Below are 15580 nucleotides of genomic sequence, written 5' to 3'. Positions count from 1 at the left end.
GTTCGCCACTCGCTCGAGAAAGCAAGCTCTCTCTCGCTCGTTCGACTTGCATGTGTTAGGCGCGCCGCCAGCGTTCGTCCTGAGCCAGGATCAAACTCTTTATAAATGATATTTATCACTTAAAAGTGTTAAATCTTGTTCGCTCAGCACGCAATCGCTTGCGTCCTGTGTGAATTACTTTTGGAATTGTTTTAAGTGTTTTTCCAAACACATAAAGGTTCCTTACAAGTTTTTCGATATTGTTCAATTTTCAAGGTCCTGTGCGCCTCAGCCTTGCGGCTGACAGCTTGTTTATTTTATCACTTTCGCGATAACTTGTCAAGCACTTTTTGGAATTATTTTTGAGCTTCTCGTCGAAGCTCATCGATTCTTCACGTTAGGGCGTCCGTTTCGAAGTGTTTCATTCTGTCGGATGTCCGCCTGACAGTAATGTATTTTAGCACGGCACCCGACAAAAAGCAAGCCTTTTCTTTATATTTTTTCAACGAAATCCGTCTTTTGACTTTTTGCCCAGTTTTTTCTTTTGAATCTGGAAAGTATGACGTCTAATCTCCCAGAAGCTGCCGCCGGAGCTGCGATAAGATCTTTCGCTCCCGCCGGGAGATCTGCACCTGCGTCGTGTGCAGGAGCTTTGCCGTTTCGCTCTGGGTCTTGTTCCCATAGAAGCGCAGCCGGATCAGCTGCTTATCCTGTTCCGGCAGCGCTTCGATCACTTCCGCCAGGCTGATCTTATCTGCCAATGCTTCTTCGGGCGATTCCACCGGGATGTCCAGCTGCCGGTCACCGTCTTCACCGTTCTCCGGCGTCAGGCTCACTGCAGGCTGCGCCGCCTGGACTGCCAGCGTGATGTTTTCTACCGGTTCATCCAGTTCTTCTGCCAGCTGCGAAAGGGTCGGCTCTGCGCCGCATATCTTCATATGATGCTCCCGTGCCGCCTGCACCCGCATCCCCAGCTCCTTCAAAGAGCGACTCACCTTGACGGTGCCGCCGTCTCGGAACAGCTTTTTGATCTCGCCCAGGATCACCGGCACTGCATAGGTGGAAAAGCAGACGCCGCGTGATGTGTCAAAATTATCACAGGCCTTAACAAGCCCCATGCAGCCTGCGCTGTAGAGGTCGTCGTACTCAATGCCCCTGCCCCGGAACCGCCCGGCGCAGGAATGCACCAGCCCCAGATTCTGTTCAATAAAGCTTTCCCGCCGGGTCTTATCCGATACCATGCTTCTGACCGCCTTTCCTTTTATGTACCCTCCCGCTGGGTCAGGCGTTTGACCAGCAGCACCTTGGTGCCCTTGCCCGGCTTGGAAGTGACCCTGACCTTATCCATAAAGCTCTGCATCACCGCAAAGCCCAGGCCCGAGCGCTCCTCCGGGTTGCCGGTGGTGAACAGCGGCTGCATGGCCTGCTCCACATTGGGGATGCCAATGCCCTTATCCGTCACCGTGATGTGCACCTCGCGGCCGGGATAGACCGCAATGGTCATGGTCACGGTGCCGATGCGGTCCGGGTAGGCGTGGACGATGCAGTTGGTAACGGCTTCCGACACCGCGGTCTTGAGGTCCGCCAGCTGGGGCACGGTGGGGTCGTACCGGGCCAGAAAGGCCGCTGCCGCGCCCCGGGCATAGCTCTCGTTCACACTGAGGGAATCAAACTGGATCTTGGTGGTATTTTCCGCTTTCATGGTTCACTCCTCCTTCTGTCCTGCGTCGGTGCAGGAAATGCCCGCCAGCTGCAGCACCCGGCCCAGCTGCGCCGGTGCGTGCTGGATGCGCAGGGCCGCGCCCACCGTGCAGGCGATGCGCTGACGGCCCAGAATCAGCCCGATGCCGGACGAATCCATAAAGCCTACCCCGCCGAAATCCAGGATCAGCGTCTGCGGGCTGCGGCTGACCAGCGCATCGTCCAGCTGGATGCGCAGGCTCTGGGCCGCGTCGTGGTCGATCTCACCGGCCAGAAAGGCATAAAGGCTCTCGCCCGCCGGGCTGAAGCTCACCGTTGCCATGGTTTGTCCATCTCCTTTGTGCGTTGTAAAAATAAAAAGGACCCGTACACATAGTTCCAGTGTACGGGTCCTTCGCGTTATTTTTTAGAAAAGCGTGTCGCTCAGCTGTTTTCCAGCAGGGCAGCGGCTGCCAGGGCTGCCGCCTCGCTGCCGCAGACCAGCAGGCCGCGGCGGGTGTTGGCATGGGCCAGCTTCACGGCCTCAGCTAGGCTGCCGCACAGCTCAGCATCAAAATGATACTTTGCCTTCTCGGTCAGGCGGCGGGTCAGTGCTTCCTCGGTGCCCTCAGGCGTGACGAGATACACCTTATCGAAGGGGTTCTCACTCATGCCGGGCATGGTGGATTTATCCTTTTTCTGTTCCTCGGGCGTCAAGCCGGTCTCCAGCGCCGAGAAGAAGGCCTCTGCGCCCTCCTCCTCGGCCAGACCGATGATGGCGCTCATGTGGCGCACCTTGGCCATGTTGAGCACGCGCAGCAGCGCGGCGGCCTGCTGCGGGGTGCGGCAGGCGTCCAGAATGACCAGCGGGCGCTGGGATACCACCCGGATGCTGGTGCGGTTTTCCACCGCTGCCAGACCTTCCAGAATGGCATCATCGGTGATGTCGAAACCTTTGCGGCAAAGGGCCAGTGCCAGTTCCACAGCCATGGCGGCATTGCCCGCCGCGTGGCGGCCCAAAAAGGCCAGCGGCACGGTGTAGCCGCCGTAGTCCACCTTACTGGCAAACTTTTCCGCTTCCAGGAAGGTGATATCCTCCGGGTCCGGCACCACCAGCTCACAGTCACACTTGCCGGCCGCCACAATCAGCTCACTGAGCACGGCCTTGGGCTGCTCCGGCGCGGTGACGCAGATGCTGCCTTTGCGCATGACGCCGCCTGCCAGCGCGGCCAGGCGTTCCACCGAGCGGCTCACGCCGTCCGGGCCCACCGCCGTGACGGCACACACCGGCATGTTGGGCAGTGCTTCCGCAAGGCCCGCGTCCGGCAGTTCCACCACGGCAAGCTGGCAGCCCGCCGCACCGAAGCAGTTGGCCGCTGCGGCCAGCTCTGCCGCTTCCTGTGGGAGCGGCTCGGCGGCGGCAAGGGCGTCGGCAGTCAAGGCCAGCAGACCTTCGTCCACCGGGGCGTCGTCGATACGGATGCGCTTTGCCAGCGGCTCACAGCCCGCGTGGTACAGACCGGCGTGGATGCCCTGCGCATGCAGGACAGCCGCCAGCAGGCGGGCCACCACGGTCTTGCCCGCCGTGCCCGCCACACCCACGAATGCAACTTTGCCCACCGGCGCAGTCAGCGCGGCGCGCAACTGTTCGGTGGAGGCAAAGCCGTCCGGCAGGGCGGCGAAATACTGATTTGCCTGTTCGATGGTCATTGGTTACTCCTTATCACGATGATGAAACAGCAGCCTGCACAGCGCCATGAGCACCAGTGCAGCCAGAATGCCCGCCAGCACACCGACGGAATCCAGCCACACATCGGTGACCTGGCTGCTGCGCCCGGGGGAATAGAGCTGGATGGTCTCGTCGGTCAGGGCCGTGAGCACGCCGCCCAGCATGGGCACGGTGATGTGGCGCAGCGGATGGCGGCTGTAGACCCGCATACACAGCATGAGCAGAAAGCCTTCCAGCATATATTCGCAGAAGTGCGCCATCTTGCGCACGACATGCTGGGTCAGGCGCTGCGCGAGGGCCGGGTGGCCCAGACGGCGCAGTGCTCCCTGCAGCAGAGTGAGCACCCGGCCGCTGGAAGCGCTGGACACCTGCGCCACCGCCATGGAATTGGAAAAGATGAACCAGATGCACCCCGCGAGGGCAAGGGTGAAGACCACCCGCCCTACGATGACCCACGGGGACAGCCGTTCGTTCTGCGTTCTCTCGTCCACGATCAGCCCAGGGCCTTGATGCTCTGCTCGATGTTGGCCAGCTTATCCTGGCTCTTGGCGTACTTATTGCGGATGTCTTCCACGAGGGCCGCCGGGGCACGCTCCACGAACTTGGGGTTGTTGAGCTGGTTTGCGAACATGGCCTGTTCCTTCTCGGCCTTGGCCTTTTCCTTGTTTAGGCGGGCCAGCTCCTTGTCACGGTCGATGAGCTCCATCATGGGGATGAAGCCGCGTGCGGCGTGGGTGGACACCTGCACCATGCCGTCGGTGCTGCCCTCGTACTTGGCGGTGAAGGTCACATCGGTGGCGAAGGCGAACTTTGCCAGATAGACCTGTGCGTTCCGGAAGGGGGCGGCATCGGCAGTCTCGATGATCATGCTGGTCTTCTTGGCGGGGTGGACGTTCATCTCGGTGCGCATGGTACGCACAGCCTTGATGTAGTCCATCACCTTCTCGAAGGCTTCCTCCTCGTCGGCCCAGTTGTGGGCTTCATCGACAGTGGGCCAGGCCTGGGTCATGATGGTCTCGGCAGAGCCGGGCAGAGCCTGGTAGAGTTCCTCGGTGATGAAGGGCATGAAGGGATGCAGCAGCTTGAGGGCCTTATCCAGCACATACACCAGCACGCGGCGGGCGGTGTCGGCCTGCTCGGCGTCGCCGGAGTTCAGGCGGGGCTTTGCGATCTCGATGAACCAGTCGCAGTAGACATCCCAGATGAAGCTGTTGATCTTGGCGGCAGCCAGACCCATCTCGTAGTGGTCGAGGTTGTCGGTCATGGCACCGGCCACCTGGTTCAGCTTGGTCAGCACCCACTTGTCGCTCATGTCCAGCTTGTCCTCGCTGGGCAGGCCCGGCTCGAAGTCCTCGGGCAGGTTCATCAGCACGAAGCGGGTGGCGTTCCACAGCTTGTTTGCAAAGTTGCGGGCAGCTTCCACCTTCTTCTCGCTGTAGCGCATGTCGTTGCCCGGGGTGGAGCCATCCACCAGCATAAAGCGCAGGGCATCTGCACCGTACTGGGCAATGACTTCCAGCGGGTCGATGCCGTTGCCCAGACTCTTGGACATCTTGCGGCCCTGACTGTCGCGCACGATACCGTGGATGCAGACAGTGCTGAAGGGTGCCTTGCCGGTGTAGGCAAGGCCCGAGAAGATCATGCGGCTGACCCAGAAGCCGATGATGTCGTAGCCGGTGACGAGGGTGTTGGTGGGGTAGAAATACTTCAGGTCCTCGCTGTCCTCATTGGGCCAGCCCAGCGTGCTGAAGGGCCACAGGGCGGAGGAGAACCAGGTATCCAGCGTGTCGGGGTCCTGGGTCAGCTTTGCGCCGCCGCACTTGGGGCAGGCGCAGGGAGCAGACTTTGCCACCACGGTCTCGCCGCAGTCGTCGCAGTACCAGGCCGGGATCTGATGGCCCCACCACAGCTGACGGCTGATGCACCAGTCGCGGGTGTTCTTCATCCAGTTCATATAGTTCTTGGTGAATCGCTCAGGCACGAACTTGATCTCGCCCTTTTCCACGCTCTCGATGGCGGGCTTTGCCAGCGGCTCCATCTTGACGAACCACTGCTTGGACACCATGGGCTCGATGGTGGAGTGGCAGCGGTAGCAGGTGCCCACCTCATGCTTGAGGGGCTCGATCTCCTTCAGGAAGCCGCCCTCCTTCAGGTCTGCCAGAATGGCCTTGCGGGCTTCCAGCGTGGTCATGCCGGCGTACTTGCCGCAGTCCAGTACCTCGGGCTCGTTGACGGTGTTCTTGCCGGCGGCAAACAGGGCATCGGCGGCAGCCTTGTCGGCAGCGCCGGTCATGTGGCCGTCGTAGGTGAACACGCGCACGATGGGCAGGTTATGGCGCAGCCCCACCTCAAAGTCGTTGGGGTCGTGGGCGGGGGTGATCTTCACGACACCGGTGCCCTTGGTCATATCGGCGTGCTCATCGCAGACGATGGGAATCTCCTTGTTCAGCAGGGGCAGCACCACATGGCAGCCGTGCAGGTGGGCATAGCGGGGGTCGTCGCCGTTGATAGCAACAGCAGTATCGCCCAGCATGGTCTCAGGACGGGTGGTAGCCAGCTCCAGCATCTCACCGGTCTCCTTGACCGGGTACAGCAGATGCCAGAAATTGCCGTCCTTCTCCTCGTACTCCACCTCGGCGTCAGAAATGGAGGTGTTGCAGTGGGGGCACCAGTTGACCATACGGTTGCCGCGGTAGATCAGGCCCTTGTCGTACAGGCGCACGAACACTTCCTTCACGGCTTCCGAGCAGCCCTCATCCATGGTGAAGCGCTCGCGGTCCCAGTCGCAGCTGCTGCCCAGCTTTTTCAGCTGGCTGACGATGCGGTTGCCATACTTGGTCTTCCATGCCCAGGCGCGCTCCAAAAAGCCGTCGCGGCCCACCATCTCCTTGGTCAGGCCCTCGGCACGCATGGCCTCCACGACCTTGGCCTCGGTGGCAATGGAAGCGTGGTCGGTGCCGGGCACCCACAGGGCGGCATAGCCCTGCATCCGCTTGGTGCGGATCAGGATATCCTGCATGGTGTTATCCACCGCATGGCCCATGTGCAGCTGACCGGTGACGTTCGGAGGCGGCATGACGATGGTGTAGGGTTTCTTGTCGGGGTCGGCCTTCGTGTGGAAGTAGCCGCCGTCCAGCCAGAACTGGTAGATGCGGTCTTCCACCTGGCTGGGATCGTACTGCTTTGCGAGTTCTTTCATAGGTATCCTCCCAATAAAAATTGATGAGTGGGACGAAAAAAAAAAAAAAAGCCGCCCCACGGAACGTTCCATGGGACGGCTGTGTAAATTTACATACCGCGGTACCACCCAAATTGCGCAGAACATTCTGCGCCCCTTGATGCCCCAGTAACGTGGGGCAGTTCCGAGAGCGGCTCACCGGCTCCCGGCTCACCGCTCCTGCTCCAAAGTGACAGCACACTGCCGGGCCGTACCGGGCTCACAGCAAAGTACCCGGCTCTCTGAACGGCAAAAACAGCGCGCACTCTTTTTCAACGCATTTATAAAAAGAATATAGCGTTTTTTGTGCGGTTTGTCAATTACTTTTTTCTATATCAGAATTTGTTCTGCTGCGTCCTGTGGTTTCGGCCCCATTCGTGAAAAACGCAAATCCGGCAGACCGCAGTCTGCCGGATTTGCTCTATAACAAAACTATTTTTCCGCTAAAGATGGCCAGAGTGCAACAGCGACGACCGCTGCCTGTGGCAGAAACAGGGAGGAACTGTTGGGGCAGCGGCCTGCAAGATGCGAGTGCCGCTCCAAGGCACGAAGCAGACGCAGGGTGCCGCAACCCGTAGGCGTCGGCCATTTTAATCTGCGATTACTTCTTCCTTCAGCCGTGCAATGAGCCGCTCCATCAGGGCCACACGGTTGAAGGGGGTCATCAGGTAGAAGCCGTCGGCATAGGGGGCGGCCGCAAGTGCCGCCTGCACCGAAACTTCCAGCCCCAGTTCTTCGCCCTGGGCACGGTCCAGCCCGGCAAAGCGGTCAATGATGGCCTGTTCCACATGGATGCCGTTGATCTCGTTTTCCATAAAGATGGCGTTGCGCTGGCTCACCACCGGCATGATGCCCGCCAGCAGTTTGGCTTTTTCGCCCAGCGTCTCCCGGGCCTTTTTCAGGTTCTCCACTGCCTGCGCCGACAGCACCGGCTGGGTGAGGAAGCCGCTCATGCCGTTTTCCATCTTTTCCACAGCGCGGCGCAGCTCTACATCAAAGTTGCGGGCGTTCAGGTTCAGTGCGCCGAACACCGTCATGGGGCTGGGCATCTCCCTGCCCTCCCCGGCCAACGAGACGATGTACTGCGCCAGCTTGCGGGAGTTGAACTGGTACACGTTCTTCACCTCGTCGCGCTCGGCGGTGGGGATGGGGTCGCCGGTGATGGCCAGCACCTCCCGCACGCCCTCGGCGTACAGGCCCAGCAGCAGGGCCTTGGTGGCGTTCAGGTTGCGGTCGCGGCAGGTCATGTGGGGCAGCACGTTCAGCCCCAGCTCCCGGTGCACCCGGCAGGCCACCAGCGAAGAATCCATCCGCGCCCGGGCAATGGGGCAGTCCGCAATGGTCAAAAGTTCCGCCCCGGCGGCCTGCAGGCGGCGGGCACCATCCAGATAGCCGGTCAAGTCGGCATCCTTGGGACTGTCCAGCTCAATGGCAATGACCTTTTTCCCTGCGTTCAGCTTGCGCAGGAAGGCGTCGTCTTTTTCCACTTCCGGCTTCGCAGGGGTGGAGATTTCTGCCGCCGGGGCAGCGGGCAGGGCGTCCGGCAGGGCGTCCAGCGCCCCCCGCAAAGCCACGATGTGCTCCGGCGTCGTGCCGCAGCAGCCGCCCAGAATGCGCACGCCGCTGCATTCGGCCGCGATGCGGGCCAGCTCCCGGGCAAAATATTCCGGCCTGCCCTGGTACTGCACCCGGGTGCGGGTGACCACCGGGTAGCCTGCATTGGGCATGACCGAAAGCGGCAGCTTCGTCCCGCCCAGCCGCTGCACCAGCGCGCGCATGGCACCCGGAGCAGACACGCAGTTCAGTCCCACGGCATCCACCACGCCGCTTTCAGTCATACGGCGCACAAGCTCCGCGCAGTGGCGGCCCTCGCGGGTGTAGCCGTCCGGCAGCACCGCAAAGGACACCAGAATGAAGGCGTCCGGCACCGTTTTTTTGATGTGCTGTGCTGCTTCAGTCACGCCGGTGTCGGTGCTGAGAGTTTCAAACAGGAAGTTCTTCGCGCCCAGCGCGGCGAACCGGTCCGCCAGCGCGATGTACAGCTGTGCAGCAGGCTGGGCTTCGGTGTCCGGGGCCGGACCGATGTCGGCAAACACCGCCGCGCCGGTCTCGGCGGCAGCCTGCACCGCCAGCTTCCAGCCCTCGTCGGCCAACGCTTCCCACACCGGGTTCTGTGCCGCCGCCATGCGGGGCAGGCCGAAGGTGTTGGTTTTGACGGCATCCGCACCCGCCGCCAGATAGGCGCGGTGCACAGCCTGAATGCCCTCCGGGTCCAGCAGGTTCGCCTGCTCGCACTCCTGACCGGGCGCAGCTTTATAATAGGTGCCCATGCCGCCGTCGAACAGCAGCGGGCGTTTTTTCAGAATTTCGCGCACATCCTTCATGGTGGGGTCTCCTTTTTCCCTAGAAAAGTAGTCGGTTTTAAGTGTAATGCACAAAAGCGGTCCGGTCAAGCATTTTTTCGCCGCTGCGCTTGCAGGAACGCCAAATTTGTGCTATCCTATGCATACTTTATAAATTGGGGAGGTGTGCGCCATGCGCCATGTAGGGACACAGGAGCTGGAAACGAAACGGCTTTTGCTGCGCCGCCTGCTGCCGGAAGATGCCGGGCAGATGTACCAGAACTGGGCATCCGACCCGGAGGTGACCCGCTGGCTGCGGTGGGAACCCCACAAAAACGAGCTGGAAACGGTGGGCCTGCTGGCCGCCTGGGCCACCCTCTACCCGAACCCGGACTACTACCAGTGGGCCATTGTGGAGAAAAGCAGCGGGCAGGTGTTCGGCAGCATCAGCATCTTCAACACCCTGCTGGGTGACCCGGCACAGAAAGCGCTCTGGCCGCAGCTGGACTGCGCAGACGGCGTGTGGGAAGCAGGCTACTGTCTCGGACGGGCGTGGTGGAACAAAGGCTTTGCCACCGAAGCGCTGCGGGCCGTGGCGGACTACTGGTTCACCCAAACGGACGCTCCCTTCCTCACCTGCTGCCACGCCAAAGCGAACCCCGCCAGTGGCTGGGTGATGGAAAAGGCTGGGTTTGTGTACGACCACGACTCGGTGGACCACAAATTCGACGGCACCCCGGTGGAGTGCAAAAGTTATCTATTAACAAGAGCGCATTATCAAAGAAAGGACTTATTTTGAGCGAACTTTACGATATTTTGGTGGAAACACCCCCGACGAAGGTCATCCTGCTGGCACTGGATCAGGGCCTGTGGGATTGTGACCGCAGCCTGGCAGAGCTTTCTGCCCTGTGCGAAGCCAACCACATGGAGGCCGTGGCGCAGGTGACCCAGAAGCGCCAGACCCCGGAGACCGGCATCGTGCTGGGCAGCGGCAAGCTGGAAGAAGCATCCCTTGCTGCTGAGACCTTGGGTGCCGAGTGCGCCGTGTTTGACGGCGAGCTGACCGGCAGCCAGATCCGCAACATTTCGAACGCACTGGGCGGGCTGGAGGTCATCGACCGCACCATGCTCATTCTGGAAATTTTCCGCAGCCGTGCTGTTACCAACGAAGGCAAGCTGCAGACCGAGCTGGCCCTGCTGCGCTACCGCCTGCCACGCCTGCAGGGCATGGGCGAGGCGCTCAGCCGTCAGGGCGGTGGTGGTGGCGGCGGCGGTGGTGCACGCCGTGGTGCCGGTGAGACCAAGCTGGAGCTGGACCGCCGCCATGTGCACGCCCGCATCGACGCGCTGGCCGAAAAGCTGGCCGAGATGGAAAAGCGCCGGGGCGAGAGCCGCAAGGCCCGTGCCAAGACCGGCATGCCGGTGGTCAGCCTTGTGGGCTACACCAATGTGGGCAAATCCAGCCTGATGAACGCCCTGTGCGGCCCCAGTGTGGCCGAAGCAGACATGCTGTTCGCCACGCTGGACCCCACCAGCCGCAAGCTGGTGCTGCCCAGCGGCATGGCCGTGCTGCTGGTGGACACGGTCGGGTTTGTCTCCCGCCTGCCGCACAATCTCGTGGAAGCGTTCAAATCCACGTTGGAAGAAGCCGCATGGTCGGACGTCATCGTCCGTGTGGCCGATGCGGGCGACGAGCAGCGCGAAGAACAGCTGGCCGTCACCGACGAAGTGCTGGACGGCCTGGACTGCGCCGACATCCCCCGCCTGACCGTGTACAACAAGTGCGACAAATCCAACAGCATGAGCTTCGACCCGGACATCCTGCTCACCAGCGCCAAGACCGGCTACGGCCTGGACAAGCTGCTGGCAAAGCTGGACGAAGTGCTCAGTGACCGAGTGCACACCCTGCGGGTGCTGCTGCCCTACGATAAGCTGGGTCTTGCCGCCCCCATGCGGGAGCGCGGCAGCGTGCAGGTGGAGGAGTACCGGGAGGACGGCCTGTACCTGGAGGGCATCGTAAAAACCGAAGACCTGCATTGCTTTGAAGGATATCTGGTCTGAACCTGAACAAGATTTTGCAAAAAAGCCGTGCGCGATTTGTACAAAAACGCCTTTGCATTTTTGGTGCTGTTTCTGATAGAATAAAGTCCTAACGAGTGGCAGTAACTGCGTAAATCCAGTTGCTGCCGCTCGTTTTCTTTTTTGCCCAAAAAACAAAGGAGGAAATGCTTTTATGCAAACCAGTTCGCAAAATAAAATGGCGGTGCAGCCCATTGCACCACTGATGTTCCGCATCGGCCTGCCCATCGTGCTATCCATGATTCTGCAGGCTGCCTACAACGTGGTGGACAGCGCCTATCTTGCCCGCATGACCACCGGCGGCGAGGATGCCCTCACCGCCCTGAGCCTTGCCTTCCCGGTACAGCTGTTCATGGTGGCCGTGTCCATCGGCACCGGCGTGGGCACGAATGCCCTGCTGGCAAAGCTGCTGGGGCTGGGTGACCGGGAAAGCGCAAACCGCACCGTCGGCAATGCGCAGATGCTGGCCATCATCCTCTCTGCTGTGTTCATGCTGTTCAGCCTGCTGGGCGTGCGGCCCTATGTGTACTCGCAGAGCGCAGGCGGCAGCATCAGCCCGGAAGTGCTGGACATGGCCATTGATTATCTGCACATCTGCTGCGGCATCCCCTTCGGCATCGTGCTGTTCTCGGTGTACGAAAAAGTGCTGCAGGCCACGGGCCGCTCGCTGTATTCCACCATTGCACAGATCGCCGGTGCTGTGGTGAACATCATTCTGGACCCGTTTTTGATCTACGGCTGGTGCGGCCTGCCGGAGCTGGGCGTACGCGGTGCCGCATGGGCTACCGTCGTCGGCCAGCTGGTCAGCATGGGGCTGGGCCTTGCATTCCATCTGCACTTAAACGTCGAAATCAAAAACAACTTCTGCTATTTCAAACCCGACCGCCGCACCATTCTGGGCATTTACGCCATCGGCCTGCCCGCCATCATCTCGCAGGCACTGCTCACCGTCATGACCTACTCGCTCAACCTCATCCTCGGCGGCATCCCGCAGGTGGGCCAGAACGCCGTCACCGTCTATGGCCTGTACTATAAGATCCAGCAGCTCATCATCTTCGCGGCTTTTGGCGTGCGCGACGCCATCACGCCCATCGTCTCCTTCAACTACGGCGCACAGAACCGTCAGCGCGTGAAGGACGGCATCCGCTGGGGCCTGATCTACACCTCGATCCTGATGCTGGCAGGCTGTCTCAGCGTGGAGCTGTTCGCCGCCCCGCTGGCCGGGCTGTTCTCGCTGTCCGAGACGACCCTGCCCATGTGCATCGACTGTATGCGCATCGTCTCGCTGGGCTTTGTGTTTGCCGGGCTGTGCATTGCCTTTCAGGGCGTGTTTCAGGCATTGGAATGCGGCATCGAATCGCTGGTGATCTCGCTGTGCCGTCAGGTGCTCTTTGTTCTGCCGCCGGTGTGGCTGCTGAGCCGGATGGTGACCGGGGCTGGGAACGTGCGCATCGTCTGGGTGCCGCTGGCCGTCGGCGAAATGGTCACGCTGTGCATTGCACTGGTGATGTTCCGCCGGGTGAAGAAAAGCAGGGTCGATTCCATTCCGGAATAATTGAGAGCATTCAGAATGGCCTCCGCCTACGGGTTGCGGCACCCTGCGTCTGCTTCGTGCCTTGGAGCGGCACTCGCATCTTGCAGGCCGCTGCCCCAACAGTTCCTCCCTGTTTCTGCCACAGGCAGCGGTCGTCGCTGTTGCACTCTGGCCATGTTTAGCGGAAAATTATTTTTAATTTGAAACCCAGAAACGCCTGCGGGCGTTTCTGGGTTTCGTTTTCACCGGGAAGGGGTCGTAGATAGTAACAGCACCTGACTGCGCCGACTCCCTGTGGGAGCATCCGCACAGCCGTTCCCCATGTGCCGCAGCGCACATCATTTTGCAACGCAAACATCATCTGCGTCAGCAGACATCATGCCGCAGGTGCATCATTCTTCAAAAAATCCCCAACAAACACAAAAACCCGCCTGGCAGCGGGTTTTTGTGTATAGAGGGGTGGGAAAGTATATAAAGTGGTGAATCTCAATTTTTAAGGGGGCAGGCGCTTTTGGTTTGGCGCTGCCTTGCATGATGTATTATACGCCTTTTTCTTTTCTTGTCAAACAAATTTTTCCGTTTTTGCTTTAAATTAAGTCTTTACTTTTCCGGCAAAACTTTATATAATTAACACAAAGCCAAATCCGACCGACCTTTTCTGTCCTTTGTGCTTTTGCCACAACAATAAAACTTTACTTTCAAAAAATTTTATACATTCCAACATATTTTCAAAGGAGAATTCCCATGGACGATCTGGATCGCAAGATTCTCTCCCTTCTGGCCAAAAACGCCCGGATGCCGGTGAAGGAGATCGCCGAGCAGGTGTCGCTCACCAGCCCCGCCGTTTCCAGCCGCATCCACAAGCTGGAGACCGACGGCATCATCAGCGGCTACACCGTCACCCTCAACCGCCCCGCCGACCGCATGTATGTGGATGCCCTCATCAGTCTTTCGGTGGCTCCCTCCAAGCAGGATGCCTTTCTGGAGCTGCTGCAGAGCAGCAAGGAAGTGCTGCAGTGCTACCACGTCACGGGTGCATACACCTTCCTTGTCAAGGTGAGCTGCGGCAGCATGCCCCAGCTGGAACACCTGATCCTGCAGTTCCAGAAGCTGGGCACCACCAGCACCCAGATCATCCTTTCCACGCCGGTGAACCACGGCGAGCTGGATGCCCTTATGCTGTAACGCTGTTCATAAAATGGTTACGTTTGCGGTGCAATTCTGCCGGGGTGTTCTTTCGTATTATGGATAGCAGGCGCAAAACAGCACACAATAGCTTCAAAACCGCTGCGCCCGCTTTCACACGAAGATTTTCACACACGAAAGGACTTCATTTATGAAACGTATCATTGCTTCCCTGCTTGCCGGCCTGTGCCTGCTGGCACTCGTGGGCTGCTCTGCCGGCAGCAAGGCCGACAGCACCACCCCGAAGGACTACTCCCAGATCCTCCACGACGCCCGCAGCGACGAGGAGAACGAATACGACATGATCTTCACCAAAGGTGAGGACGGCAAGTTCACCGCCATCGACGGCTACAGCGCCGAGTACGACGCCGACCAGCTGGACGACGAGGTGAAGAACATGATCCTGCCCCTGCTGAACCTGGAAGACGACATGTACACCGACCTTGCCGCCTCTGTCTCCTCCATGATGGTGCGCAGCTACGCCGTGGCCATCGTGAAGCCTGCCGAGGGCAAGACCGACGCCGTGAAGGCCGCGCTGGAAGCCTATGTGGCCAGCGAGCAGCAGTCCATGGAGCACTACCTTGAGGACCAGTATCAGATCGCCAAGGCCGCCACCGTGACGGTCGCCTCCACCGGCGAAGTGGTCCTTGTCTGTGCCGAGGACCACGACACCCTGCTGGCCAACATCGAAAAAGCCCTCGCTGCCTGATTTTTTGCTGTATGGAAGCCGCGTCCCGCCGGGATGCGGTTTCTTTTTGCGTGCAGATATGCTATACTGTCTGCGTGAACGTGCACAAAGATACAGGAGTATTTATGGTTAAAGCGACGATCGTTATCCCGAACATCAACGGCAAGGGCTGGCTGAAGGATTCCATCGAGTCGGTCTACGCCCAGACCGAGCAGAGCTTCCGACTCATCGTGGTGGACAACGGCTCCACCGATGAAAGCCTGGAGCAGGCCCGCAGCTACTGCAGCCGTGAGAACTTCACCCTCATCGAAAACGGCACCAACACCGGCTTTTCCCACGCGGTGAACCAGGGCATCGCCCTGGCTGACAGCGAATATGTGGTGCTGTTCAACAACGACGCCTTTGCCGAGCCCCAGTGGCTGGCCGAGCTCATCCGCGCCGCCGAGTCGGACCCCAAGATCTTCGCGGTGCAGAGTTTGATGATCCGCCACTTTGACCGGGAGCTGGCCGACGATGCGGGCGACTACGTCACCTGGATGGGCTTTGCCTGCAAGACCGGCGACGGCCGCCGGGCCAGCCGCTACACAAAGCAAAAGCGCATCTTCTCGGCCTGCGGCGGTGCGGCCCTCTACCGCAAGAGCATTCTGGACGAGATCGGCAATTTTGACGAGAACTTCTTCGCCTACTTTGAGGATGTGGACCTGAGCTGGCGCGCCAACAACGCGGGCTACAAAAATATCATCTGCCCCACCGCCAAGTGCTACCACATCTGCGGTGCCAGCACCGGCGCGGTGCGCTACAACGCCTTCAAGAGCCAGCAGAGCGGCCGCAACAGCATCCTGCTGCCACTCAAAAACGAACCGCTGCTGATGCTGCTCCTCAACTTCATCCCGCTGGCGGTGGGCTACCTGCTCAAGTGCTACAAGTTCCACAGGCAGGGCTTTGGCGAGGCGTGGGACAAGGGCATGCACGAAGCCTTTGCCCTGCTGAAAAACGGCCAGCTGGGCAAACGGCCCTTCCGACTGAAAGACCTGCCAAACTACATTCTGATGGAGCTGTGGATGATCTGGAATATGGTGCCGTATCTGTGGTACCGGCTGGTGGTCGTGAAATTTGACCTAAAATAACGCACAAAAAGCCCGGGTGT

Annotated in this window: 13 protein-coding genes and 1 rRNA gene; 6 read left to right on the top strand and 8 right to left on the bottom strand. The window is 60.0% G+C overall.

Going from position 1 to position 15580, the window contains the following annotated elements:
* The 8 genes from CGS49_RS08275 to CGS49_RS08240 all read right to left on the bottom strand — a co-directional run.
* A 16S ribosomal RNA gene (locus CGS49_RS08275) occupies positions 1–106 on the bottom strand; the annotation flags it as partial.
* Positions 107–545: 439 nt separating this feature from the next.
* On the bottom strand, positions 546–1220 hold the full coding sequence (locus CGS49_RS08270) for a sigma-70 family RNA polymerase sigma factor (RefSeq protein ID WP_097801378.1): 675 nt from the start codon (positions 1218–1220) through the stop codon (positions 546–548).
* Between the two features lie 20 nt (positions 1221–1240).
* A complete protein-coding gene (gene spoIIAB, locus CGS49_RS08265) occupies positions 1241–1681 on the bottom strand; it encodes an anti-sigma F factor (RefSeq protein WP_097801377.1) in 441 nt (146 codons plus the stop codon).
* 3 nt (positions 1682–1684) lie between these two features.
* Positions 1685–2002: an STAS domain-containing protein gene (locus CGS49_RS08260; protein ID WP_097801376.1), complete on the bottom strand. Its 318-nt coding sequence runs from the start codon at positions 2000–2002 to the stop codon at positions 1685–1687.
* Positions 2003–2103: 101 nt separating this feature from the next.
* Positions 2104–3369 (bottom strand): folylpolyglutamate synthase/dihydrofolate synthase family protein, encoded by a 1266-nt coding sequence (locus tag CGS49_RS08255; RefSeq protein WP_097801375.1) that lies wholly within the window; start codon positions 3367–3369, stop codon positions 2104–2106.
* A gap of 3 nt (positions 3370–3372) precedes the next feature.
* Positions 3373–3879 carry a VanZ family protein gene (locus CGS49_RS08250; RefSeq protein ID WP_242975415.1) on the bottom strand — a complete coding sequence of 169 codons (507 nt, stop codon included), beginning with the start codon at positions 3877–3879 and terminating at the stop codon, positions 3373–3375.
* Positions 3880–3881: 2 nt separating this feature from the next.
* Entirely contained in the window at positions 3882–6587 is a 2706-nt protein-coding gene (locus CGS49_RS08245) for a valine--tRNA ligase (RefSeq protein ID WP_097801373.1), read from the bottom strand.
* 608 nt (positions 6588–7195) lie between these two features.
* Entirely contained in the window at positions 7196–8989 is a 1794-nt protein-coding gene (locus tag CGS49_RS08240) for a bifunctional homocysteine S-methyltransferase/methylenetetrahydrofolate reductase (protein WP_097801372.1), read from the bottom strand.
* 151 nt (positions 8990–9140) lie between these two features.
* Here CGS49_RS08240 and CGS49_RS08235 point away from each other — a divergent pair, with 151 nt between their 5' ends.
* The 6 genes from CGS49_RS08235 to CGS49_RS08210 all read left to right on the top strand — a co-directional run bounded on the left by CGS49_RS08235 (position 9141) and on the right by CGS49_RS08210 (position 15560).
* Positions 9141–9746 carry a GNAT family N-acetyltransferase gene (locus CGS49_RS08235; protein ID WP_097801371.1) on the top strand — a complete coding sequence of 202 codons (606 nt, stop codon included), beginning with the start codon at positions 9141–9143 and terminating at the stop codon, positions 9744–9746.
* On the top strand, positions 9743–11008 hold the full coding sequence (gene hflX / locus CGS49_RS08230) for a GTPase HflX (protein WP_097801370.1): 1266 nt from the start codon (positions 9743–9745) through the stop codon (positions 11006–11008). Before CGS49_RS08235 ends, hflX begins: the two co-directional genes overlap by 4 nt.
* Positions 11009–11180: 172 nt before the next feature.
* On the top strand, positions 11181–12581 hold the full coding sequence (locus tag CGS49_RS08225) for an MATE family efflux transporter (RefSeq protein ID WP_097801369.1): 1401 nt from the start codon (positions 11181–11183) through the stop codon (positions 12579–12581).
* Between the two features lie 723 nt (positions 12582–13304).
* Entirely contained in the window at positions 13305–13745 is a 441-nt protein-coding gene (locus CGS49_RS08220; protein WP_005945452.1) for an Lrp/AsnC family transcriptional regulator, read from the top strand.
* Between the two features lie 151 nt (positions 13746–13896).
* Positions 13897–14454 (top strand): DUF4358 domain-containing protein, encoded by a 558-nt coding sequence (locus CGS49_RS08215; RefSeq protein ID WP_097801368.1) that lies wholly within the window; start codon positions 13897–13899, stop codon positions 14452–14454.
* 104 nt (positions 14455–14558) lie between these two features.
* The gene (locus CGS49_RS08210) at positions 14559–15560 is read left to right on the top strand and encodes a glycosyltransferase family 2 protein (RefSeq protein ID WP_097801367.1); all 1002 of its coding nucleotides are present in this window, start codon (positions 14559–14561) and stop codon (positions 15558–15560) included.
* Positions 15561–15580 lie beyond the last annotated feature (20 nt).

Source organism: Faecalibacterium langellae (assembly GCF_002549775.1).
Lineage (GTDB): Bacteria > Bacillota > Clostridia > Oscillospirales > Ruminococcaceae > Faecalibacterium > Faecalibacterium langellae.
The sequence above is the reverse complement of the archived record's forward strand: the minus strand, read 5'-3'. Positions and strand labels throughout refer to the sequence as shown.

What these genes read in the sequence shown, in the direction of transcription:
- CGS49_RS08270 (WP_097801378.1), bottom strand. Translation starts at nt 1,220, where the DNA reads ATGGTATCGGATAAGACCCGGCGGGAAAGCTTTATTGAACAGAATCTG.
- spoIIAB (WP_097801377.1), bottom strand. Translation starts at nt 1,681, where the DNA reads ATGAAAGCGGAAAATACCACCAAGATCCAGTTTGATTCCCTCAGTGTG.
- CGS49_RS08260 (WP_097801376.1), bottom strand. Translation starts at nt 2,002, where the DNA reads ATGGCAACGGTGAGCTTCAGCCCGGCGGGCGAGAGCCTTTATGCCTTT.
- CGS49_RS08255 (WP_097801375.1), bottom strand. Translation starts at nt 3,369, where the DNA reads ATGACCATCGAACAGGCAAATCAGTATTTCGCCGCCCTGCCGGACGGC.
- CGS49_RS08245 (WP_097801373.1), bottom strand. Translation starts at nt 6,587, where the DNA reads ATGAAAGAACTCGCAAAGCAGTACGATCCCAGCCAGGTGGAAGACCGC.
- CGS49_RS08240 (WP_097801372.1), bottom strand. Translation starts at nt 8,989, where the DNA reads ATGAAGGATGTGCGCGAAATTCTGAAAAAACGCCCGCTGCTGTTCGAC.
- CGS49_RS08235 (WP_097801371.1), top strand. Translation starts at nt 9,141, where the DNA reads ATGCGCCATGTAGGGACACAGGAGCTGGAAACGAAACGGCTTTTGCTG.
- CGS49_RS08225 (WP_097801369.1), top strand. Translation starts at nt 11,181, where the DNA reads ATGCAAACCAGTTCGCAAAATAAAATGGCGGTGCAGCCCATTGCACCA.
- CGS49_RS08220 (WP_005945452.1), top strand. Translation starts at nt 13,305, where the DNA reads ATGGACGATCTGGATCGCAAGATTCTCTCCCTTCTGGCCAAAAACGCC.
- CGS49_RS08215 (WP_097801368.1), top strand. Translation starts at nt 13,897, where the DNA reads ATGAAACGTATCATTGCTTCCCTGCTTGCCGGCCTGTGCCTGCTGGCA.
- CGS49_RS08210 (WP_097801367.1), top strand. Translation starts at nt 14,559, where the DNA reads ATGGTTAAAGCGACGATCGTTATCCCGAACATCAACGGCAAGGGCTGG.